Here is a 20123-nt window from a genome sequence, read left to right on the forward strand (position 1 = left end):
TTTTGTGGGAGTCCCACAAAAGGCCACGTGGGTCGACCCGGATCGAACGTCCCACGAATTCCGTTACAGGCCCTCTTCGCCCAATGTGAAATGAGTGGCCTCTGGGGTAGGTGTTGACGTTTCGTTACGGGTTCGTGTCAAACGACCCACGGTTGCGGCGATTCTGAGCACATACGCGTCCCGCGGATTCATCGGATCACGTCCCGTGATTTCGGCAATCCGTTTGAGGCGGTAGCGAACGGTATTTGGATGGACGTACAACTGACGCGCGCACGTCTCGACGGCTCCACCGCAATCCAGATAGGCCTCGAGCGTGTCCGCCAGTGACGATCCCGCCGAGGCCAACGGAAGGACAAGATACTCGTTCAACGCGTCGATCGCAGCTCGATCGCCGAGCAAAGCGCGTTCCGGCAGCAATTCGGTCGCATGCACCGGGCGTGGCGCGCCGCGCCAGCCCACCACGGCCTCCATACCGGCCAGCGCTTCGACCGCGCTGGCGTGCGCGGCACCCAGCGTGCGGGTGGTCGGGCCGATCACGACGGGACCGTCGGAAAAGACCTCGGCCAGCAGGTCTGCCAGAAACGGCGATATATAAGAGGAGTCGCCGAGGTGGCCACTGACCACCATCACCAGCCTGGTGCCCTGTACTACTGCCAGCGCGGCGCGGCCGTGCCTGGCGGCGATCGCGTGCACCGAACCCACCGATGACACGCCCTGCTCGCCGGGCGGGGTGCCGACCAGCACCGTTGCCGGTGCGGTGGCATCCCAGTTCAACGTGGCGGCCCGCGACAGCATGTCCGGGCCGGTGTCACCACGCACCACGGCGTCGACGACGAGCGCCTCCAGCCGGGTGTCCCACGCGCCACGCGATTCGGCGGCGCTGGCGTACACCGAGGCGGCCGCGAAACCGAGCTCACGCCCGTACCGCAACACCGCCTCGGTGAGCGCGACCAGCTGCCGGTCGTTGCGCGCGAGCGCGGGCAGCCACTGTTCGAAGAACTCCATGGCCACCCGGACCATGTCCACGGTCTGGCGCAGCGTCAGCCGCCGCGCCAGATCCTGCGGGATCACCTGGAACGCGTCGAGGCTGAATCGGATGTCGCTGTCCGGGTCCTGCAGCCATTCCAGGAAGTTCACCACCGCGGTCTGCACCAGCATCTGGACGCCGGCGCGCTGCGCGGCGTCCAGATCGGCGAAGAACGGCAACCGATCCTGCATCGACCCGACCGCCTCGGTAGAGAGACGGCCTGAGAACTGCTTCACGCGCTTGAGCAGCGTGTCCGGTAGTGGGTCGCGGGTTTGCCGGTTCGGGGAGAGCGCGCCCGTCGGCAGATACACCTCGTGCTCGGAAGAGCCCTCGGAGATCCGTCGCGGCCGCGGCGGTTTACGGTCCACCATTCAATCGTCCGCTACTCGCCGTCCCCATCGGAACTCGACGCGTTCTTCGGCGCGGCGTCGACGTCGTCGATGCGGTACTTCGAGGCGGCCTCGATCACCTTGGCGTTGTCGATCTTTCCGGCCTTCGCGAGGCCGGAAAGGGCGGCTACCACGATCGATTGCGCGTCGACGTTGAACACGCGGCGGGCGGCGGCCCTGGTGTCGGAGAAGCCGAAGCCGTCGGTGCCGAGTGTGATGAAGTCGCCTGGCACCCACTTGCGCACCTGGTCCGGTACCGCACGCATCCAGTCCGTCGCGGCGACGAACGGGCCCTCGGCCCGCGACAGCGCCTCGGTGACGTACGGGGTGCCGTGGTCCTCGTCGGGGTAACGCAGTGCGGCGATCTCGCGGTGCAGTGCCTCCTTGCGGAGTTCACCCCACGAGGTCACCGACCAGACATCGGCCTGCACACCCCAGTCCTCGGCCAGCAGCGCCTGCGCGCGCAGGCCGTCCGGCACGGTGACGCCGGAGACCAGGATCTGGGCCCGCACGTCGCCTTCGCCGCCGGGCTTGTAGAGGTAGATGCCCTTGAGCAGACCCGCGATGTCGACGTTTTCCGGCTCGGCCGGCTGCTGGTACGGCTCGTTGTAGAGGGTGATGTAGTAGAAAATGTCCTCGCCGCCGAAACCGCCGTCCGCCTTGCGGGTGTCGGTGCCAGGCACCGCGTACGGACCCGGATCCGGGGTGCCGCCGCCGTACATCCGGCGCAGGCCGTCCCGGACGATGTGCGCGATCTCGAAGGAGAACGCCGGATCGTAGGTGACCACAGCCGGATTGGTGGACGCGAGCAGCAGCGAGTGTCCGTCGTTGTGCTGCAGGCCCTCACCGGTCAATGTGGTTCGCCCAGCGGTTGCTCCGAGCACGAAACCGCGCGCCAGCTGGTCCGCCGCGGCCCACAGGCCGTCGCCGGTGCGCTGGAAACCGAACATCGAGTAGAAGATGTACAGCGGGATCATCGGCTCGCCGTGCGTCGAGTACGAGGTGCCGACCGCGGTGAACGACGCGGTCGATCCGGCCTCGTTGATGCCCTCGTGCAGGATCTGCCCGACCGAGCTCTCTTTGTAGGCAAGCATCAACTCGGCGTCGACCGATGTGTACAACTGGCCGTTGCGGTTGTAGATCTTCAACGAAGGGAACCACGAGTCCATACCGAAGGTACGGGCCTCGTCGGGGATGATCGGGACGATCCGCTTGCCGATCTCCTTGTCCCGCAGCAGCTCCTTCATCAGCCGCACCAGCGCCATGGTGGTGGCAACGTTCTGCTTGCCCGAGCCCTTGCGCACCGACTTGTACGCCTCGTCGCCCGGAAGTTGCAGCGGCTTTGCTGTGGTGCGTCGTTCGGGCAGGTAGCCGCCGAGCGCCTTGCGGCGATCCAGCATGTACTGGATCTCGCGCGACTCCATGCCCGGGTGGTAGTACGGCGGCAGGTACGGATCCTTCTCCAACTCGGCGTCGGTGATCGGAATCCGTTGCAGGTCACGGAAATCCTTGAGGTCCTGCAGGGTCAGCTTCTTCATCTGGTGCGTGGCGTTGCGGCCCTCGAAGTGCTTGCCGAGGGTGTAGCCCTTGATGGTCTTGGCCAGGATCACGGTCGGCTGACCCTTGTGCGCCATCGCGGCCGCGTAGGCGGCGTACACCTTGCGGTAGTCGTGGCCGCCGCGCTTGAGGTTCCAGATGTCCTGATCGGACAGGTCCTGCACGAGTGCCTTGGTGCGCGGGTCGCGGCCGAAGAAGTGGTCGCGCACGTACGCGCCGTCGTTGGCCTTGTAGGTCTGGTAGTCGCCGTCCGGGGTGGAGTTCATCAGATTCACCAGCGCGCCATCGCGATCCGCGCCGAGCAGCGCGTCCCACTCACGACCCCAGATCACCTTGATGACGTTCCAGCCCGCACCGCGGAAGAACGACTCCAGCTCCTGAATGATCTTGCCGTTGCCGCGCACCGGGCCGTCGAGCCGCTGCAGGTTGCAGTTGACCACGAAGGTCAGGTTGTCCAGGCCTTCCAGCGCCGCGACATGCGCGAGACCGCGCGACTCCGGCTCGTCCATCTCACCGTCGCCGAGGAACGCCCACACATGCTGATCGGAGGTGTCCTTGATGCCGCGGTCGTGCAGGTAGTGGTTGAACCGGGCCTGGTAGATGGCGTTCATCGGGCCGAGACCCATGGACACCGTTGGGAATTCCCAGAAGTCCGACATCAGTCGCGGGTGCGGGTACGACGGGACACCGTGGCCGGGACCGCCGTGGCTGTACTCCTGCCGGAAGCCGTCGAGCCGGTCGGTGCCGAGCCTGCCCTCGAGGAAGGCCCGCGCGTAGATGCCCGGCGAGGCATGCCCCTGGATGAAGATCGAGTCGCCGCCGCCGGAGTGATCCTTGCCGCGGAAGAAGTGGTTGAAGCCGACCTCGTACAGCGCCGCCGAGGACGCGTAGGTCGAAATATGGCCGCCGACACCGATTCCCGGCCGCTGCGCGCGATGCACCATGATCGCGGCGTTCCAGCGGATCCAGGCGCGGAAGCGCCGTTCCACCTCTTCGTCGCCGGGGAACCACGGCTCGTTTTCGGTAGGGATGGTGTTGACGTAGTCGGTAGATGTCAACGCGGGGATGGCGACACGGCGTTCACCGGCCCGCTCCAGCAGACGGAGCATGAGGTAACGCGCTCGGCCGGGGCCCTCACGGTCGAGCATCTCATCGAACGACTCGAGCCATTCGCTGGTTTCCTCCGGGTCGATGTCCGGTAGGTAGGACGCCACCCCTTCGCGGATCACCCGCACGCGCTCGGTCGGCTGGGCTTGCGAACCGTTCGGATCGCGGCCTGCCGGAGCGGCGGACTCGGATCCAGCGGGTTGCGCTGGAGCGGAAGAGTGGATCAGGTCGGTCAAATCTGCTCCTCGTACAGGGGTGGACATGCGGATAGCGTCGGTATCCCTGAGTGGTGTCGCGTGGGTTTGCGTACCACTCGTTTACGAAAGGTCGGGGCGCACCCTCCATCCTTGCCGATGGTGTGCCCCAGGTCATCATGTCAGCAGGAAATCCAGTACCGTGCGCTGGGCAAGACTGCGCCTCGCTGGCGCTCGGCTCCGTCATGCCCATGGGCGCTGTGTCGTCGATTCGCTCGCTACGCTCGCTCATGAGCCCAGGCCACTGTAGTTTTCGAGCGCCGAGCGAGGCGCACGTCATACGGGAGGACGATGAAGACGCTGGACCCGCGCGGGTTCGGATTGGTGTGCGCGACCGGAGCGGTCGTTGTCGGCTTGGTCGTGGCCGGCTGCGCGAACGGGGTCGTGGGCACGGCGAATCCCAATACCGCTGATCTAGCGGCCTACAAGACCGAGGCGGCCGCCTCGTCGGCCGCGGCCACCTCGTCCAAGCGCGCTGCGGCGCAGGACAAGGCGATCACCGACAACTGTGCGCAGTTCCCGACCACCACCGGTGTCGGGGTCTCCAAGTACAACGAGTTCGTCGACGCGCACGACGCCAACGCCGCCGACTACGCCGCCAAGCGAGAGCTCGCCGCGTCAACCCTGGATGACGCCGCGAACAAGGTGGAGACCGGAGTCAACACCGCGAAGGACTCGATCCCGCCGGATCTGGCGGGAAAATTTACCGACTACGTCACAGCGGCGCGCGCGCTCTCCGCCGAGACCCGCAAGATGACCTACTCCGCGCCTGTCGGGCCGCTCAACGACGCAAGTAGGCGGGTCAACGACGCGCGCAACGCCGTCCGCGACGCCTGCCCGAAGCGCTGAAACGGTCCATGACACAACATTGTCACGCGACATTCCGGGCCATTTTCTTCGGATCGGCTTGCGCTGGAGGCCATAACCATGTTCGCTTGCAACTACCTATTGTCGGGAGTTGAGGAGGACACCACCGTGGTCGCCGCGGCGGACGCGCAGAACTACGCTCAGAAGCTTGGCATTACACACGGCTTGGTTGTCCAGGAATTGGGCTGGGACGAGGACGTCGACGACGACTTGCGAGCCGACGTCGAGGAGTCCATCGGCAGCGATCTTGTCGATGAGGATTCCGACGAAGTAGTCGACGTTGTGCTGCTGTGGTGGCGCGACGGGGACGGTGATCTGGTCGACGCACTGATGGATGCGATCGGTCCACTCGCCGACGAAGGCTTCGTCTGGGTACTCACGCCCAAGACCGGACATCCGGGACATGTTGAACCAAGCGAAATCGCAGAATCCGCACCGACCGCCGGTCTGACTCAGACATCGGCGATCGCCCTGGGTAGCTGGGCGGGCAGCCGCCTGGTGCAACCGAAGGCGCCCTCGAAGCAGCGCTGACCCACCTTTCGCTATGGTGTCGCCGGGCGGTGATCGCGCCGCCCGGCGGAAACCCGACACGATGGAGGATTTGCGATGCCGCTCGAAGTTGGCACTGTCGCGCCGGATTTCACGCTCAAGGATCAGAACAATCAGGACGTCAGCCTGTCGGACTACCACGGCAAGAAGAACGTCCTGATCGTCTTCTACCCGCTCGCCTTCACCGGCATCTGCCAAGGTGAACTGTGCAAGGTGCGCGACGAACTGCCCAAGTTCCAGAACGACAACGCGGAGATCCTCGCGATCTCCGTCGGCCCGCCCCCCACCCACAAGATCTGGGCGGCCGAACAGGGCTACGTCTTCCCCTTGCTGTCCGACTTCTGGCCGCACGGCGCCGTCGCTCAGGCCTACGACGTCTTCAACCAGAAATCCGGCTACCCCAACCGCGGCACCTTCGTAGTCGACCGCGAAGGATTCATCCGTTTCTCGGAGATGAACGGCCCCGGAGAGGCCCGTGACCAGGCGGCTTGGGAGAAAGCGCTCGCCGCGCTAGATTCATAACTCGCCGGTAACGGTGAAGGGCGTATAGCTCAGCGGTAGAGCTCTGGTTTTACACACCAGCGGTCGGGGGTTCGATCCCCTCTGCGCCCACCATTTCACTCGCAGGCGAGGTGTGCTCATGGAGCACATTCGCACTGCTCGTTTCACTCGAGTCTTGTGGGGGCGCAGCCCCCACACCCCACCCGGCGGGCTTCGCCCCCGGACCCCCTCCCCGGCACGCCGGTCCCGAAGCCGCGCTCCCCGGATCCCCGCCCAGGCTCAACTGCCAACTGTGTCGTAGGTGCTGGCTATCCTTACCGGCCATGGGAGCGCAGAACGATCCGGGGCTCGTGCCGCGTGAACGCGTTGCCCTGTCCGGGAGTTGGAGGCTGCAGGCCTATGTATTTGCACTTGAGCCAGACCATGTACAACTCGAGGCACTGAAGTCGCACTGCGGTGCACAGCGATTCGCGTTCAACTGGGGGCTGGCCCTGGTCAAGGCGAATCTCGCACAGCGAGAGGCCGAGCGTTCTTACGGAATCGAAGAGGTGGAGGTCGTGGTGCGGGATAGGCGGCCGAATCAGTTGTAGTCTCTCAACGGTTTGCTCCAAGTCCTTGTCCCGGTAGTGGGAGGTCGTTGTGCAGCGTCATATCCGAGTGAACGAAACGTTGCTGGCTTTGGCCGCGATCGTGGCCGTTGGCACGGTGGGAGGCGTCACCGCCGCCCCAGCTCATGCCCATGCGCCAACCGCGATGTCTGCCCCGGCGCATGTTCAGGTCGTACACCAGCCCGATCAAGAGCAAGGCGACGAGGACGAAAGCGCCACCGGCACGGAGCGGACACTCAGCAAGGTAGAGCTGGCGGCCGGTTTGTACTGCGGTGCATACATTCGCCAACACCATCCCGATGCCGCGGTGGTCGACTCCAAAGGCCATGGCCTCATCGACAATTCGATGTACATCGTCGGGCCGGACGGCACCGTCGTTTTCGACGGCGACTGCCTCAACTGCGTTACAGAACACGACCTGCTGCGCTCCGGCAAGACCGGAAAGCCCGGAGTCCGCTGCAACTATTGACCCACAGACCAGCAGTTGCGCCATATCCGCCCGATTTTCGGCGACATCGATACGGTTGTAGATCGGTGGCAAGACAGCGCTTCAGCGAGCGCTATAGAAAGGCTGAACTCAGGGCGAAACGCACGGCTACCACAGAGTTCTGTCATTAACTCGTCCACCGTTCTCGGTGGTAGCTGCCGGGCGGCTGAATCAGCAGTCGAGAGGCCGGCCAAGCGGCGCGTACTCCGGTTGTGAGAAGCAGAGATTGATCAACGCGAGCAGTAAGTAGCCGATGTGCGCGTCTACTCCGGCGGCAGACCCTGGAGGCTGCAGTGTCGGTTGATTAGTCGTATCGGCTGCTGTCCGCTCAGATGTGTTGATACCTGTGAAAAAACCGGGAATAGGTCCCGATGGGCCTGCCTGCGCTCGGCGTGTTGTGAGCAGCTTCCGGGGTTATCGCAGTGGTTGACGGCATTGTGAATTACGGCGGCACCCGTTGCCAAAGCACGCGACCCAGGGAGCCTCGAACATGGAATTCGAATGGGACAGACGGGCATTTCTACGCACGGTCGGGGCGACCGGGGTGATGGCTGCGGCAGCGGGTGTGGTGCCAGGCACGGTGCGCGCAACACCGGCCGTACGTGAGGAACAGGCCCGAGTGGCGATCATCGGTGCGGGGCTGGGTGGGGCGATCACCGCGTTCCGGCTGGCCGAGGCCGGTGTGGCGTCGGTGGTTCTAGAGCGCGGCAGACGGTGGCCGATCACCGCGGCCGGTAACACGTTCCCCGTTCTGCTGCGTCCGGACCAGCGGTCGGTGTGGATGGTCGCACAGCAGCAGAAGTCGGGCTCGTCGAGCAAAGATGATGTGCTGAACATGTTGGGCGACATGTTGTCGGGAGTCCGTGAGCCGCTGCCGCCGTACACCGGGCTGGTGGACTACATCGTCGGGGACACGACGGACATCGTCACCGGGGCCGGGGTGGGCGGGTCCACCTTGGTCTTCGCCGGGATGTTCCCGCAGCCGAACAGGGCGGTGTTCTCCCGGGTCTTCCCTGGCTTCCTCGACTACGACGAGCTGGACCGGATCTACTTTCCGCGAGCACGCCAACGACTTGGCGGCGGCCCGATTCCCGATGACGTCCTGGCGAATCCGGCCTACGCCTCGGGCCGGCTGTACCGGTCCTACGTGGAACGGGCGGGGGTGCGGGCCGAGCGGCTCAACGTCAACTTCGACTGGGACGTCATCCGCAAGGAGCTGAACGGGAAGGTCCGGCCTGCGGCCTCGATCGGCAACTACGTGACGACCAGCTGCAACAGTGGGGCGAAACTCAGCGTCGACCGCACCTATCTGGCCCGAGCCGAGGCCACGGGCCGCTGCACGGTCAAACCCCTGCACCGGGTCACGGACATCACCCAGGACCCCAAGGGGCGCTACGCCATCACTAGCGACCGGCTGAACGAGCAGGGAGCGGTCGTCGAGCGGGTCGTCATTGTCGCCGACGCGCTGGTGCTGGCTGCCGGCGCGGCCCGCACTCCCGCGATGCTGACCAAGGCCCGAGCCACCGGGCGACTCCCGCACCTGGCCGAACAGGTGGGCGCCGGCTGGGGCACCAACTGCGACCGGTTCCTCTTGATGAGCCTGCTGCCGGACGCCACCGGAGCGCCCCAGGGCGGGCCGCCGACCTTCATGGCCCGCGACGATGCGAGTGATTCGGACTCGCCGGCCACCCTCGTCATGGGCCCGATACCTTTCCCCGTCGAGACCCACGCGATGGCCTGCCTGGGCATGGGGCTACCGGACAAGTTCGGTCGCTTCGAGTACAACGCGCAAAGCGGTCGCGCAGAGCTGAATTGGGCGGCCGACAGCAACGAGAGCGCGGCGGATGCGGTCAACGCCCTGGCTGCCCGGGTCATCGCCGGCACCGGAAGCCCGCTCGCCAACTCTTTCGACACTGGCGCACTACGGCAGACAACGGTCCATCCACTGGGCGGAGCCGTGCTGGGCCAGGCCACCGACGAGTACGGCCGACTGCACGGCTACAAGAACCTGTACTGCATGGACGGGTCATTGATGCCCGGCTCCACCGCCGCCGTCAACCCCGCGCTCACGATTGCCGCCATCATCGAACGCTGCCTGGATCACGTCATTCCGGCAGACTTCGCATGAGCCCACCTGTCGCCGCTACATCCAATGGCGGCCCGGCGCGTCCCTGAGCCCCTCCTCCGAACGCCAGTCCAGAAGGGGCCTCTTCCTAGCCCGTCGGCCACTCGCAGTGAGCCCGTGCACGGGATCGTCGAATTGCACCACCCCTTCGACTGGTCCATGGTCAGGCAGGCTCCGCTGTCGGCCTTGACCGCGGTAGCCAACCCGGCGAGTTCGCGGGTCGCCCCCGAAACCAACGTCCACCAATCCGTGGACCGGCCGGCTGCGAAATACCTTGTGCTGCGCGAGGAAGGAGGCACTCCGATGCCTGAGCCACCGCTGTCCGGCCGAGAACGAGAGTCCCGACTCTTGGATGCGTTTGTCCAGATGGCCGACACTCTGGTCGACCATTACGACATCGTCGACGTCCTGCATGAACTCGTGTCCCACTGTGTCCGGCTCCTCGACACCGCCGCCGCCGGACTCCTCATGTCCGATCAACGCGGCAGCCTGCAGGTTCTGGCCTGCTCGACCGAACAGACCCGGGTGCTCGAGCTCTACCAGATCCAGACCAGCGAAGGGCCGTGCTGGGACTGTGTCCACTCCGGCACACCGGTCTCGGTCGCGGACCTCGCCACCGCATCAGACCGCTGGCCCCGATTCGCGCCCCGAGCCGCGAGCGAAGGTTTCACCGCGGTGTACGCGTTACCGATGCGACTACGCCGCGAGACCATCGGTGCGCTGAACCTGTTCAGGCGACAACGAAACCCCGTCTCCGACCGAGACTTGCAGACCGCCCAAGCGCTCGCAGACACCGCGACTATCGGCATCCTGCATGAACGAGCGATCCGTCGCAGCGAGGTGCTTACCGAACAACTGCAGGTCGCGTTGCACAACCGCGTCCTCATCGAGCAAGCCAAAGGCGTACTCGCACAAGCGGGCACGCTCGGCATGGATCAAGCCTTCGAGGCCCTTCGCGGCTACGGACGCCGGCGCGGCACACGACTGTCCGACGTCGCCCAGCAACTGGTCACCGGCGCGATCAGTCCCGACACGGTGCTCACCGATCGGTACCGTAGCGATTCCAGGAACTAAACGGAGGCAGACCTTGGTAAAACGCACGATGACCGTGTCGGACAGCATCCTGGTCCAGGCCGACCCGCTTGCGGTGTACCAGCGGATCAGCGACCCGACCCAGATGGGCGAATGGAGTCCGGAAAACCGTGGCGCAACGGTGGCCGAGCCGAGGGAATCAGCCTATGTCGGAATGGTTTTCGTCGGGCACAACAAGCGCGGGCCTGCCCGGTGGACGACCCGCTGCACGGTGACAGCGGCGGATCCCGGCGAGCGGTTCGCCTTCCGCGTGCACGTGATCGGACTCCGCAAGCCGGTCATCCGTGGACCGATCGCGAGCTGGGAGTATCGCTTCGAGCCCGAGGCCGGCGGGACTCGCGTCACCGAGACGTGGCACGACGACCGGACCGCCTGGCCGGACAGCGTCGCCGCCGTTTTCGACCGAATCGTCACCTACGGAAAGACTTTCGCGGACTTCCAACGCAAGAACATCCACCGCACGTTGCGAAATCTCGAGCGCACGATCGGCTAGCCCTGCCGGATCGCGGGGTACGTCGAGGGAACCGACCGCACCCACTCCGGGCCGAGAGGCCTGCTACTTGTTGAGGGTGATGGTCGCGATTCCGACGAGCAGACCGGCCTTGACCGCGTCGGTGTTGAACGTCTTGTTCAACAGGGCGGCAGCGTCTTTGGACACTAACACCCGGGTTCCTTCCAGGATGGCAGTGTTGTCGGCACCGGCCTGCAACGGCTTCAGCGTGCTGCCGTCGAGGTCGAACAGCAATGCGTGCGTCGCGGCCGGGGTGCCGTTGACGCTCACCTCGCCGTAGAGCACCGAGGTACCCGGATCGATGTCGAAGTTGGTCAACTGGACTGTGGTCGGTCCCGCGGTCAGTGACAGACCGCTGCCGTTGTGGTTGATGTCGCCCTGCACGTAGGGGTTGACGGTGCCGGGGGTGTAGTACTTCACGTGGCCGCCGGTGATGGGAAAGCTGACCGATCCGTTGTCGAGGGTCGCCGTGCCGATCCCGCCCGGAGCCAGCCCGAGGCTGGTCAGCGCGTCGGTGAAGCCCTTGTCCAGCGCGACTGCGGTGCTCTTCCCGGTCAAGGCATCTATTTGCGCGGCAGGCTTGGGAGCCGCCGTCGTAGTGGTTACGGCAGAGGTGCCGCTGGATGTGCTTTCCTTGTTGTCGCTCGAGCACGCGGCCAACGGCACGAGTGCCAATATGGCAATAGCAGCAAGCACGGTGGTTTTGCGGTAGTCGACCATAAATCTCAACCCCTTAATGGTTGTCAGGTGTGGTCGAGTAGTAATTCGCATCAGAAGATGACCCGGATTGGCCGGTTACCGCGCTGCTTTACCGAATAAATGTCTCGACCTACCGGCGCAGCTGGAGTAGTCCGGAGCGGATTCGGTTGATCGTCGTTTCGAGCGGGATGCCGAGTATTTCTGCGATCTCCTGATATGTGTAGGCCCCGTAGTAGGCCAGCACAACAGCATGTCGTTCCGGCACGGGCAATTCCAGCATCCGCTTCGGAATCTGCTGTCCTATGCGATTTTCGATCGCGGTGCCTGACCTGGCGCGGGTGTCACCGCCGTTCGACTCTCGGCACGCCGCGGCGCGGGTCGCGCGGACCTGCTCGACTGCTCGCCGGTGCGCCGCTGCCACCACTCGAGCGAGCAATCCGTCCTTGGCCCGACGGTACTGGCGTGCGGTGTGCCCTAGTTCGGCAAACACCTCGAGAACGATGATCTCGGACTGTGCGCGATCGCCGACAACGGCCATAACAACGCCCGAAACCACCGGTGCGAGCTGGTCGTACCGTAGTCCGAGAGCGTGCCGATCCCCCGCAGCGAGGGCATCCATCAACGTCTCCAGTGTCGAGCAGCCGGCATGGGTCAGGTACGCGACGCGGGGCTCGGCAGAATCAGTTGTCATCGCGGCGTCCACACACCGTTCGCCGGCGGCGTAGCTACCTCGGTGTCGCATTCCGTGATCACCAGGGTGCAGCCACCGGGGCCGACGGCAAAAACCGATCCGCCCGCCTCGGCGCAGGAGGCGATCCGTGCGCCGGCATCGTGCAGGTGAAGGATCAGTTCGGCGAGATCGCTGGTCCATAGGAGGACGACGGAGCTGCTCACGGATTGCCCAGAGTTGGTGCCCGCGTCGGCAACCACGAACTGCATTGCGCCGATGCGCAGCACGACCCACCCGTCGGCAGCCCGATGGACCTCGCATCCGATCGCGAGATAGAAATCCAAGACCGTTTCAACCAAGCGCCCCAGGGTAGTTCGGCGGAGCGTACCTGCTCCGATGCACCCGGCACGGTGGCCGGTGGGGATCAGCGAGGTGAAAAGCAATGGCCGACAAGGAAAATGTGCAAGCCGCGAGTCATGGCCATAGCGAGATGATCGCTCAACCACACTCGGCCGACGAGGGAGAACCGATCATCGCCGCGGAAGCGGCGGCGGCGCGGGCCAGCACCGAAGATCATCCGCTCGGGCGGCCGGGGCGCCGATTCGACCGGTCCTCACCGTTCATGATCGGCCTGATGGGTGCGTTCGGTGTGGCGGTCGCCTACGGCACCATCCAAGCCGTCCTCGCTGTGACTCAGGTACTTATCCTGGTCGTCATCGCGTTGTTCCTGGCCATCGGGATGGAGCCGGTGGTTTCCTGGCTGGTTCGGCCGTGGTTCCCGCGGTGGGCGGCAGTCACTTTGGTGTTCTTGGTCGGGCTCGGTCTGTTCGCCGGATTCCTCGCCGCCGCCATCCCGCCGCTGGTGCACCAGGGTGGCGCCCTGGCGCACAACGCCCCGGACTACCTCCAGCACCTGCGTCAGCGCTATCCGGTCATCGACAACCTCGACGAGCGCTTCCACCTACAGGACAAGCTGCAAAAGACCCTGGATTCGAACTCCTCCACGCTGACCGACGGCGTCCTCGGCGCCGGCCGACTGGCGTTCTCCATCATCAGCGACACCGTCATCGTCGCGGTGCTCACCGGGTACTTCATGGCGAACTTCTCCCAGGTCCGTGCGTCGATCTACCGGCTGCTGCCGCGTTCGCGCCGACCACGCGCCATTCTGATCGGCGACGAGATCTTCGTCAAAGTCGGCGGCTACATTCTGGGCAACCTGATCATCTCCCTGATCACCGCGGTACTCACCTTTATCTGGTTGCTGTACTTCGACGTCCCCTATCCCCTGCTGCTCGCCGTCCTGGTTGCGGTGCTCGACCTGATTCCGGTCATCGGATCCACGGTGGCCGGGGTGATCGTCGCGCTTGTCGCGCTGACGGTTTCGGTGCCGGTCACCATCGCCACGGTGATCTTCTTCATCGTGCTGCGGCTGATCGAGGACTATGTGCTCGTTCCTCGGATCATCGGCAGATCGGTGGAGGTCCCGGCGCTCGTCACCGTGGTGGCAGTACTGCTCGGCGGCGCGTTGCTCGGCATCGTCGGCGCACTGCTCGCCATCCCCGTCGCCGCCGCGTTACTGCTGATCATGCGCGAAACCGCGTTCCCGTCGCTGGACCAGCGCTGAGACGGCGACTCCCTATCCATCATGGTGGCGCGGGAGTAGCGTGGAGCGCGAGTCACGTTGATGCCTCTAGCGTGCTCCCCGTTGAGTTGCTGTCCCTGACCCCCGGCAGTCGCTGCGCAATCGCGCGACATTGCAGAGGGGTCAGTATGCGTACCGGATCCAGCCTCCCGACGATGCCGATGAGCCGTCCGGCTCTCGACGACGATCGAAACCGCACAGTCGCCAGCACCGATCGTGCCGAATCCGCTTCCCCCGCAAGAAGATCCACTCGGCACTCCGGCCGCGAAAGCTACGACAACCTCGAACCGCTGCTTGGCGAACTGGCCGAGTACGACGCCGCCGATCCGCGCCGAAATGCCTTGCGCGAGGACCTGATCCGGCGCTGCCTGCCACTGGCCGAACACATCGCCCGAAAATTCGCCGGCCGCGGCGAATCCTACGATGACCTGCTCCAATCGGCCTCGTTGGGCATCGTGCAAGCCGTCGACCGCTTCGACCCCAGCCACGGCTCCGCGTTCCTCGCCTTCGCGGTCCCCACCCTCATGGGCGAGGTCCGCCACCACTTCCGCGACCGCACCTGGGCGGTCCGAGTTCCGCGGCGGCTCAAGGAAATACAGCAGAGCCTCGGCCCCGCGATCGAGAGCCTCGGCCAGGAACTGTGCCGGCCGCCCACCGCCCGAGAAATCGCCGCACACCTCGACCTCGACCTGGTCGAGGTCACCCATGCCCTCATCGCCCGCAATGGCTACCAGTCCGTCCCCATCGACGTCACCACCAGCGCCGACCCGGATGACAACCCCGCCCGATCGGCCATTGACAGCCTCGGCACCGACGACCCGCACTACCGCACCATCGAGGACTATCTCACTGTCCAACCCTTGATCGAAGCACTACCCGAAACCGACCGCCGCATACTGATCTTGCGTTTCTACGAGTTCAAGACGCAGACCCAGATCGCCGACCACCTCGGCGTTTCCCAGATGCAGGTCTCCCGGATCCTGGCTCGAATCCTCACCTCACTACATGAAGAGGCACTCAGCGACTGAAGTCGGCATTGATGAGCGCGGCACAGAGCGTCTTACGCTGATTATCGGATGTTGCGACGCAGCCTCGGACTACCAACTCGTTTCCGTCCTGCGATGGTGAGACAGATGGGGCGTGCTAGCGTCGAATGCGAACACGCGGAGGGGGATTCAGTGGTCGATTTCACGGTCGATTCGTCCAAGCTCGCATTAATCACAGGCGCTAAACGATACGGCTACGGGGATAACGTCTGGTGGCAAGACACCCCCGCTCCGACTGACTCGCGAGTCTGATCCGGCCGCCTTCGATACCGACGAATGAATAGAGACCGTGGCACCGATTCCTGACCCACTTCGGCACCCACCCGACGATGCAGGACCACCTTTAGAAACCTCCCCCTCACTCCTGGAGACCGGGGACCGTATCCAGCGCCCAGGCGGAAAATACGTAAGCCGATCCGTCACTGTCGACGAGCGAGACGCAACAACGCGCTACGTCCACATTCAGCTCTACACGACGTAACTCGACACGACGTAACTTGCGAAGGTCCGAAGCCACAGACCGATCGGGACGACCCTGGCGCCGGAGGCTGTCATTCGTGGTCGGGTGGACCACCGCAGCAGGGGGTTCCGGCGCATTCGGCGCAGTTACCGGTGGGGAAGACGTAGGGACGGCGAGCGTCTTGCGTTGCCGGATTGTTGTTCTTGCCGAAGAGGTGCGCGAGGTTGTAGGGCTCTTGTAGGTGGGAATTTCGCGTCATGATCATCCTGGATAGCAGAAGGCGGGCGTCTTGCGTGGCTGGATGGCTCCTACCGAAGTGGTGCGTGAGGTCGGCGATGACCCACTCCTGCTCATGGCAGGCGGGGGCGCGTTCTCCGTTCTTGTAGAGAACACGCACCACTGCCTTGCGGCACTCCATGGTTTCGGGCTGATACGAGCCGATCCATTGCTGCTGCAGGCGGAGATTAATCCGATAGAGCTGTAATGCTTGCTCTAGTCGGCCGGTCGCTTCGCATGCCGTGGCGAGTTGCGCGCGAGTGGAGCGCGACTGGCGGTGTTCGGGACCGAGAAACTGCTCGTTCTCGAGCAGCACGATTTTGAGCAGCGGAATTGCTCGCTCGTACTGCTTGTCGATGTGCAGGGCGGAGGCGAACCCGGCGCGGGCTGAATTGGTATCGGAGTGGATAGAGCCGAGGACACGCTCACAGTCGTTGAGGACCTGTTCGAAGTGCTCGATCGCGTGCGGCAGATCTCCGGCGTCCCGGTAAGTGCAAGCCAAGCGAGCATGAGTGGTCAGCGTCCGGGGATGGTCTGCTCCGAGGTTGCGGATCTGCTCGGTGAGAACCTGCGACAGCACCGGGATCGCGCGGCGGTATTGCTCGTCGCGGCGCAGGGCTTCGGCCAGATCGGCGCGGGCGGCCATGGTCTGGCGATGCTCGGGACCAAGGACGCGTTCGCGGTGGGTCAGGGCTCGCTCGAAGTGCTCGATCGCCTGGGCCAGATCGCCTGCGGCCAAACAGGTGCGGGCCAGGCGTGCGTGCGTGGTCAACGTCCGCGGGTGGTAGGTCCCAAGCAGCCGCTGCTGGGCGGTGAGAACCTGTTCGTACAGTTCACGAGCACGACAGAACTGGCCAGTCGCGCGCAAGGAGTCGGCGAGGTCGGACCGCACGGCGATGTTATCGCGGTGCTCATCACCCAGGCGTCGTTCCTGGTCGCGGAGCGCGTGCTCGAGAAGCGGAACTGCGCGCTTGTATTGGCCGGCCGCCCGAAGTGCACGCCCCAGATCGGTACGTACCGACATCGTGGCAGGGTGATCGTCTCCGAAAGTCTCTTCCCGTCGAGCTAGGGACTTCTCGTACAACTCGATGACGCGGGCAAGGTCGTTGTCGGCAGGGTGATGCACCCCCAGGGTGCGCGCCAAGTCGGGGTACCGCTGGGCGAGCTGATCGTCGGTGAGTCCACTGGTCGCCGCTACCGCTCGGCTCGTACGCAACGAAAGCATCGGGGTGGGGCTACTATTCGCCGGTTTCACATTTGTCGCGGGTTGAGCGCGCCGCTGCTGTAGCTCGACGATCACCCGGCGGGCTTTGGTGCGGTGTTTGTACACCGACTCCACCGAAAGACCCATCTGTTTCGCGATCTCACGGACCGTCAAACCACTCATAGTCTTGGTCAGTACGTCACGCTGCGGCGGCGACAGTAGTCCGAAGACTTCCACCATCGCCTCCTGAGCCAGCACTCGGTCCAACCCGCCTGGCGGGCCGGGATCCTCATCGGCGGTGAGTTCCTCGAGCGGCATCGCGTAGTCCTTGCGCGTGCTCGCCCGTCGAATCTGATCGACCAGCTTGTTCTTCGCGACGCTGCGCAGCCAGCTGCGCGGTTGCTCGATCGATCGAACTTTCGCCCAGTCCAGCAACGCTGCGAGCATGGTCTCCTGCACCACATCACCGACGTCGACAACAGCGTCGACGTCAGCGTTGTAGGCCGCCCGCCTGTTGCGGACGTAGGTGACGATGTATTCCCGGTGGGATTCGAAAAACGCTTTGTAGGCAGCAGATTCGATCCGCCGGTCTTCCGCGTCGTCAGACTCCGCGAGGTCCACGTACTCTCACGCCTTCATCGTCATCATCATCGTGCTTGGACAGGTCACGGTGAGGATTCGATAAGTCAGTCGACGTGGACTCAGACATGTTGGAGCCCTTCTTATACCGCTTGTCCAGCCCCAGGAGGATCATCTCGAAGGCCAGCCACAGCCCCCCCACCACGATGGTGCCGTGATGGGAGAGCGCGTGCACCGCACCGTTGCTGGTGAATTTGGCCGCGAAGTCGAGGACCTCATTGCAGCCCGCGCTGACGACCAGAGTGGCCGCGGCGGACTGGCGCCGGTCGAACCGGAAGTTGACATCCCCGCCCGAGGCGGCAGAGGTCATAGGAATCATCAGGCTTCTCCTTCTCCAACAACAAGACGCGCCGGGTGGTCTCACAACGAGACACTCCAGACGTTCTCCAGCAACAAGACATTTCGGGTGATCCCGGCTCCTGCCAGATTTGGGATCGACAAGAACGAACAGTCCGTTCTTGCGACGAAGATCTTTCCCCGGCCAGACGGCAGAAGCAACCGCACCCCGATTGGCCGGAGACGCCACTCAGACCAAATCCCGGAGTGGCGATGTGTCGTGCATCACAGTCATTCTGTGATCTACGTCACGTAAAGTCCAGAGAACATGTTCGCCTGAACGATAACTAGGCGGATTCAGGTTCTCCTGCGTCCAGCAATGAGATGGGACGCCGCCTCGGCTCCTGCCAGAGATTTCGGGGCGGCGTACCCCAAACCAAATCCCTTCAGGATTCCTAACTTTGGGAATACCTACCCTGGCTATGCCGCCACCGCTTGATGCGGTCCAGCAAGCCGATGGCAGCGGTATGCCAGGAGTGTGCCAAAAACCTGACGCCCACCGGAAGAGCAAGCCCGGCTCGGGTGCCGCCTACCGGCGAGTAGTTCCTTCGAAAATTCTTTCGCCACAGATCGTGTCGCCGTGTCGATCGGCGTGTCGCGCCTGCCCGGTGCATGGTCGACACCAAACCGATGCATGGCGAACATGTCGCCGCCCTCGGAGAGCTCGGTGCCCAGCGCCCCGGACACCGGTAACCATCGTGGTGCGCCCCGCCACCTCGGCCAGCTCATCCGACCACCCCGCTACTCGGTGGCGAGCACCTTCGCCGCAATGATCATCGCCACCGAATGGGTGATCGTGGCGTTGCTCGCGATACCCAACCCGATTACCACCGTGGCCGGGTTCGGGCTGGCCGCAATCGCATTGGCGGCGTTCACCACCGCCATCGCCGCCGCGATCGGTCGCGGCACCACCACACCGTGTCGATGCTTCGGCACCTCCACCCACTCGGTCTCGCGAATTCAACTGGCCCGCAACATCGTCCTGCTGTCGGTGACCACGACCGGCTTGACCACCACCCTGCTCGCCATCGCCCTCCACGCAGACAGTGCCGCCACCCCGGTCGCCGGGCTGTGGATCGCTGCCGGCATCGGAGCCCTGATCGATGCCGTGCTGACCGTCTTCGAAGACCTGGCAGACCTGTTCATCACTCCCCCATCGCCACCCACCGTGACGACTCGACGGTCCGCCGCCACTCGATAGGAACACCCCCGATGAGCTTCCTCATTGCCCTCACCATCGTCTTGTCCGTCGCTACCGCCGGACACCTGATGATCACCCTCGGCCCGGTCCGGCGCCTGCGCTCGCACACCGACCTGCTCGACCAACTCAACCCCCAACACCACCGCACCCTCCCCCGCTGCCCTCGTTACCCCACGGCTCGGCCGATGAGTTTGTGGCTCCCGGCCGGTCAAAGCTCGTGACGCCCTAGGAAAGGACACCGCTATGTCGGAGCTTCTCGTCGACTTCATCACCTCCCTCGACGGCTACGCATCGGGAGAGGGATGGCCCGGGTTCTGGGGCCTCGAGGGCCCGGAGTACCTCGGATGGCTCGGCGAGCAGCCCGAGGCCACCCACCTGATGGGAGCCAACACCTACCGCCTGATGTCGGGCTTCGCCGTCGGCGAGGTGCCCGATGGCCAAGACGAGTTCCGGCCAGAGGAAGAGGCGTCCGTCGACGAGCTCACCAAAGCGTCCAAGGTGGTGTTCTCCTCCTCACTCGCCGAGCCACTGACGTGGGCCAACTCCACGCTCGTCCGCGACGACGCCATCGAGGCCGTCCGCGCCATGAAATCGAGTGGTTCGGGGCTCCTCAGCACGATCGGCAGCCTGAGCCTGTGCCGGTCCCTGCTCCGAGCCGGACTCGTCGACCGATTCCGGGTCGTGATGTTCCCCGTCATCACCGGCGCCACGGGCGCAGAACGCATCTACGACGGCTACCCGGACGTTGCCCTCGAGATGATCGAGCACCGCACCTTCGACGGCGGCATCCAGTTGGTCGAGTACAAGCCCCGCGTCCTCGAGCATCCGCCGCTCGGCGCCCCTGCGTAACGTCGCCTGCCCACCGCCCTAGCGCGC

20 protein-coding genes and 1 tRNA gene are annotated in these 20123 nt (G+C 64.6%); 14 read left to right on the plus strand and 7 right to left on the minus strand.

Going from position 1 to position 20123, the window contains the following annotated elements; all coding sequences use genetic code 11:
* Window positions 1–63: 63 nt before the first annotated feature.
* Together ACIBK2_RS31260 and aceE are read right to left on the minus strand one after the other, a co-directional pair.
* A complete protein-coding gene (locus tag ACIBK2_RS31260) occupies window positions 64–1398 on the minus strand; it encodes a helix-turn-helix domain-containing protein (RefSeq protein WP_357382274.1) in 1335 nt (444 codons plus the stop codon).
* Between the two features lie 11 nt (window positions 1399–1409).
* Window positions 1410–4316 carry a pyruvate dehydrogenase (acetyl-transferring), homodimeric type gene (gene aceE / locus ACIBK2_RS31265; protein ID WP_396972356.1) on the minus strand — a complete coding sequence of 969 codons (2907 nt, stop codon included), beginning with the start codon at window positions 4314–4316 and terminating at the stop codon, window positions 1410–1412.
* A 309-nt stretch (window positions 4317–4625) separates the two neighbouring features.
* Here aceE and ACIBK2_RS31270 point away from each other — a divergent pair, with 309 nt between their 5' ends.
* The 9 genes from ACIBK2_RS31270 (at window position 4626) to ACIBK2_RS31310 (ending at window position 11056) form a co-directional block, all read left to right on the plus strand.
* On the plus strand, window positions 4626–5183 hold the full coding sequence (locus ACIBK2_RS31270; RefSeq protein ID WP_357382276.1) for a hypothetical protein: 558 nt from the start codon (window positions 4626–4628) through the stop codon (window positions 5181–5183).
* A gap of 126 nt (window positions 5184–5309) precedes the next feature.
* The gene (locus ACIBK2_RS31275) at window positions 5310–5732 is read left to right on the plus strand and encodes a DUF3052 domain-containing protein (RefSeq protein ID WP_150408147.1); all 423 of its coding nucleotides are present in this window, start codon (window positions 5310–5312) and stop codon (window positions 5730–5732) included.
* Window positions 5733–5807: 75 nt separating this feature from the next.
* On the plus strand, window positions 5808–6272 hold the full coding sequence (locus ACIBK2_RS31280; protein ID WP_379291685.1) for a peroxiredoxin: 465 nt from the start codon (window positions 5808–5810) through the stop codon (window positions 6270–6272).
* Between the two features lie 18 nt (window positions 6273–6290).
* Window positions 6291–6365: transfer RNA gene (locus tag ACIBK2_RS31285), tRNA-Val, on the plus strand.
* A 209-nt stretch (window positions 6366–6574) separates the two neighbouring features.
* Complete coding sequence (locus ACIBK2_RS31290; RefSeq protein WP_396972359.1) at window positions 6575–6841, plus strand: helix-turn-helix domain-containing protein; 267 nt, start codon at window positions 6575–6577, stop codon at window positions 6839–6841.
* Between the two features lie 67 nt (window positions 6842–6908).
* Window positions 6909–7328, plus strand: a complete 420-nt coding sequence (locus tag ACIBK2_RS31295) for a hypothetical protein (RefSeq protein WP_396972361.1) — start codon at window positions 6909–6911, stop codon at window positions 7326–7328.
* Between the two features lie 508 nt (window positions 7329–7836).
* Window positions 7837–9474, plus strand: coding sequence for a GMC oxidoreductase (locus ACIBK2_RS31300; RefSeq protein WP_396972363.1), 1638 nt, complete (start codon window positions 7837–7839; stop codon window positions 9472–9474).
* A gap of 300 nt (window positions 9475–9774) precedes the next feature.
* Window positions 9775–10545, plus strand: a complete 771-nt coding sequence (locus tag ACIBK2_RS31305; RefSeq protein ID WP_396972365.1) for a GAF and ANTAR domain-containing protein — start codon at window positions 9775–9777, stop codon at window positions 10543–10545.
* Window positions 10546–10573: 28 nt separating this feature from the next.
* Complete coding sequence (locus tag ACIBK2_RS31310) at window positions 10574–11056, plus strand: SRPBCC family protein (RefSeq protein ID WP_396972367.1); 483 nt, start codon at window positions 10574–10576, stop codon at window positions 11054–11056.
* A gap of 63 nt (window positions 11057–11119) precedes the next feature.
* Here the strand turns inward: ACIBK2_RS31310 and ACIBK2_RS31315 are convergent, their stop codons facing one another.
* The 3 genes from ACIBK2_RS31315 to ACIBK2_RS31325 form a co-directional block, all read right to left on the minus strand.
* Complete coding sequence (locus ACIBK2_RS31315; RefSeq protein ID WP_396972514.1) at window positions 11120–11794, minus strand: hypothetical protein; 675 nt, start codon at window positions 11792–11794, stop codon at window positions 11120–11122.
* A gap of 109 nt (window positions 11795–11903) precedes the next feature.
* Window positions 11904–12464, minus strand: a complete 561-nt coding sequence (locus ACIBK2_RS31320; RefSeq protein ID WP_396972369.1) for a sigma factor-like helix-turn-helix DNA-binding protein — start codon at window positions 12462–12464, stop codon at window positions 11904–11906.
* Window positions 12461–12802: a hypothetical protein gene (locus ACIBK2_RS31325; protein ID WP_396972371.1), complete on the minus strand. Its 342-nt coding sequence runs from the start codon at window positions 12800–12802 to the stop codon at window positions 12461–12463. Before ACIBK2_RS31325 ends, ACIBK2_RS31320 begins: the two co-directional genes overlap by 4 nt.
* Before the next feature lie 83 nt (window positions 12803–12885).
* Here ACIBK2_RS31325 and ACIBK2_RS31330 point away from each other — a divergent pair, with 83 nt between their 5' ends.
* Both ACIBK2_RS31330 and ACIBK2_RS31335 read left to right on the plus strand, forming a co-directional pair.
* Window positions 12886–14067, plus strand: coding sequence for an AI-2E family transporter (locus ACIBK2_RS31330; protein ID WP_396972373.1), 1182 nt, complete (start codon window positions 12886–12888; stop codon window positions 14065–14067).
* A 146-nt stretch (window positions 14068–14213) separates the two neighbouring features.
* The gene (locus tag ACIBK2_RS31335; RefSeq protein ID WP_396972375.1) at window positions 14214–15113 is read left to right on the plus strand and encodes a SigB/SigF/SigG family RNA polymerase sigma factor; all 900 of its coding nucleotides are present in this window, start codon (window positions 14214–14216) and stop codon (window positions 15111–15113) included.
* A gap of 569 nt (window positions 15114–15682) precedes the next feature.
* Here ACIBK2_RS31335 and ACIBK2_RS31340 read toward each other — a convergent pair.
* Entirely contained in the window at window positions 15683–17692 is a 2010-nt protein-coding gene (locus ACIBK2_RS31340; RefSeq protein ID WP_396972377.1) for a sigma-70 family RNA polymerase sigma factor, read from the minus strand.
* On the minus strand, window positions 17673–18029 hold the full coding sequence (locus ACIBK2_RS31345; protein ID WP_396972379.1) for a hypothetical protein: 357 nt from the start codon (window positions 18027–18029) through the stop codon (window positions 17673–17675). Before ACIBK2_RS31345 ends, ACIBK2_RS31340 begins: the two co-directional genes overlap by 20 nt.
* A gap of 651 nt (window positions 18030–18680) precedes the next feature.
* On the opposite strand from ACIBK2_RS31345, the gene ACIBK2_RS31350 reads away from it, so the two are divergent.
* Genes ACIBK2_RS31350 through ACIBK2_RS31360 form a run of 3 tightly spaced genes read left to right on the plus strand, consistent with a single transcriptional unit; the run spans window position 18681 to window position 20096 of the window.
* Window positions 18681–19247, plus strand: a complete 567-nt coding sequence (locus ACIBK2_RS31350; protein ID WP_396972381.1) for a MauE/DoxX family redox-associated membrane protein — start codon at window positions 18681–18683, stop codon at window positions 19245–19247.
* Window positions 19248–19258: 11 nt separating this feature from the next.
* On the plus strand, window positions 19259–19468 hold the full coding sequence (locus ACIBK2_RS31355; RefSeq protein ID WP_396972383.1) for a hypothetical protein: 210 nt from the start codon (window positions 19259–19261) through the stop codon (window positions 19466–19468).
* Window positions 19469–19490: 22 nt separating this feature from the next.
* Entirely contained in the window at window positions 19491–20096 is a 606-nt protein-coding gene (locus ACIBK2_RS31360; protein WP_396972385.1) for a dihydrofolate reductase family protein, read from the plus strand.
* Window positions 20097–20123 lie beyond the last annotated feature (27 nt).

The organism is Nocardia sp. NPDC050175, assembly GCF_044459885.1.
In the GTDB taxonomy this organism is placed as follows: Bacteria; Actinomycetota; Actinomycetes; order Mycobacteriales; family Mycobacteriaceae; genus Nocardia.

Bases quoted from the DNA above. Each gene is read 5' to 3' on its own strand.
- ACIBK2_RS31280 (WP_379291685.1), top strand. From the start codon at position 5,808: ATGCCGCTCGAAGTTGGCACTGTCGCGCCGGATTTCACGCTCAAGGAT.
- ACIBK2_RS31335 (WP_396972375.1), top strand. From the start codon at position 14,214: ATGCGTACCGGATCCAGCCTCCCGACGATGCCGATGAGCCGTCCGGCT.
- ACIBK2_RS31350 (WP_396972381.1), top strand. From the start codon at position 18,681: ATGGCGAACATGTCGCCGCCCTCGGAGAGCTCGGTGCCCAGCGCCCCG.
- ACIBK2_RS31300 (WP_396972363.1), top strand. From the start codon at position 7,837: ATGGAATTCGAATGGGACAGACGGGCATTTCTACGCACGGTCGGGGCG.
- ACIBK2_RS31305 (WP_396972365.1), top strand. From the start codon at position 9,775: ATGCCTGAGCCACCGCTGTCCGGCCGAGAACGAGAGTCCCGACTCTTG.
- ACIBK2_RS31330 (WP_396972373.1), top strand. From the start codon at position 12,886: ATGGCCGACAAGGAAAATGTGCAAGCCGCGAGTCATGGCCATAGCGAG.
- ACIBK2_RS31320 (WP_396972369.1), bottom strand. From the start codon at position 12,464: ATGACAACTGATTCTGCCGAGCCCCGCGTCGCGTACCTGACCCATGCC.
- ACIBK2_RS31360 (WP_396972385.1), top strand. From the start codon at position 19,491: ATGTCGGAGCTTCTCGTCGACTTCATCACCTCCCTCGACGGCTACGCA.
- ACIBK2_RS31260 (WP_357382274.1), bottom strand. From the start codon at position 1,398: ATGGTGGACCGTAAACCGCCGCGGCCGCGACGGATCTCCGAGGGCTCT.
- ACIBK2_RS31355 (WP_396972383.1), top strand. From the start codon at position 19,259: ATGAGCTTCCTCATTGCCCTCACCATCGTCTTGTCCGTCGCTACCGCC.
- ACIBK2_RS31345 (WP_396972379.1), bottom strand. From the start codon at position 18,029: ATGATTCCTATGACCTCTGCCGCCTCGGGCGGGGATGTCAACTTCCGG.
- ACIBK2_RS31310 (WP_396972367.1), top strand. From the start codon at position 10,574: ATGACCGTGTCGGACAGCATCCTGGTCCAGGCCGACCCGCTTGCGGTG.
- ACIBK2_RS31315 (WP_396972514.1), bottom strand. From the start codon at position 11,794: ATGGTCGACTACCGCAAAACCACCGTGCTTGCTGCTATTGCCATATTG.
- ACIBK2_RS31270 (WP_357382276.1), top strand. From the start codon at position 4,626: ATGAAGACGCTGGACCCGCGCGGGTTCGGATTGGTGTGCGCGACCGGA.
- ACIBK2_RS31290 (WP_396972359.1), top strand. From the start codon at position 6,575: ATGGGAGCGCAGAACGATCCGGGGCTCGTGCCGCGTGAACGCGTTGCC.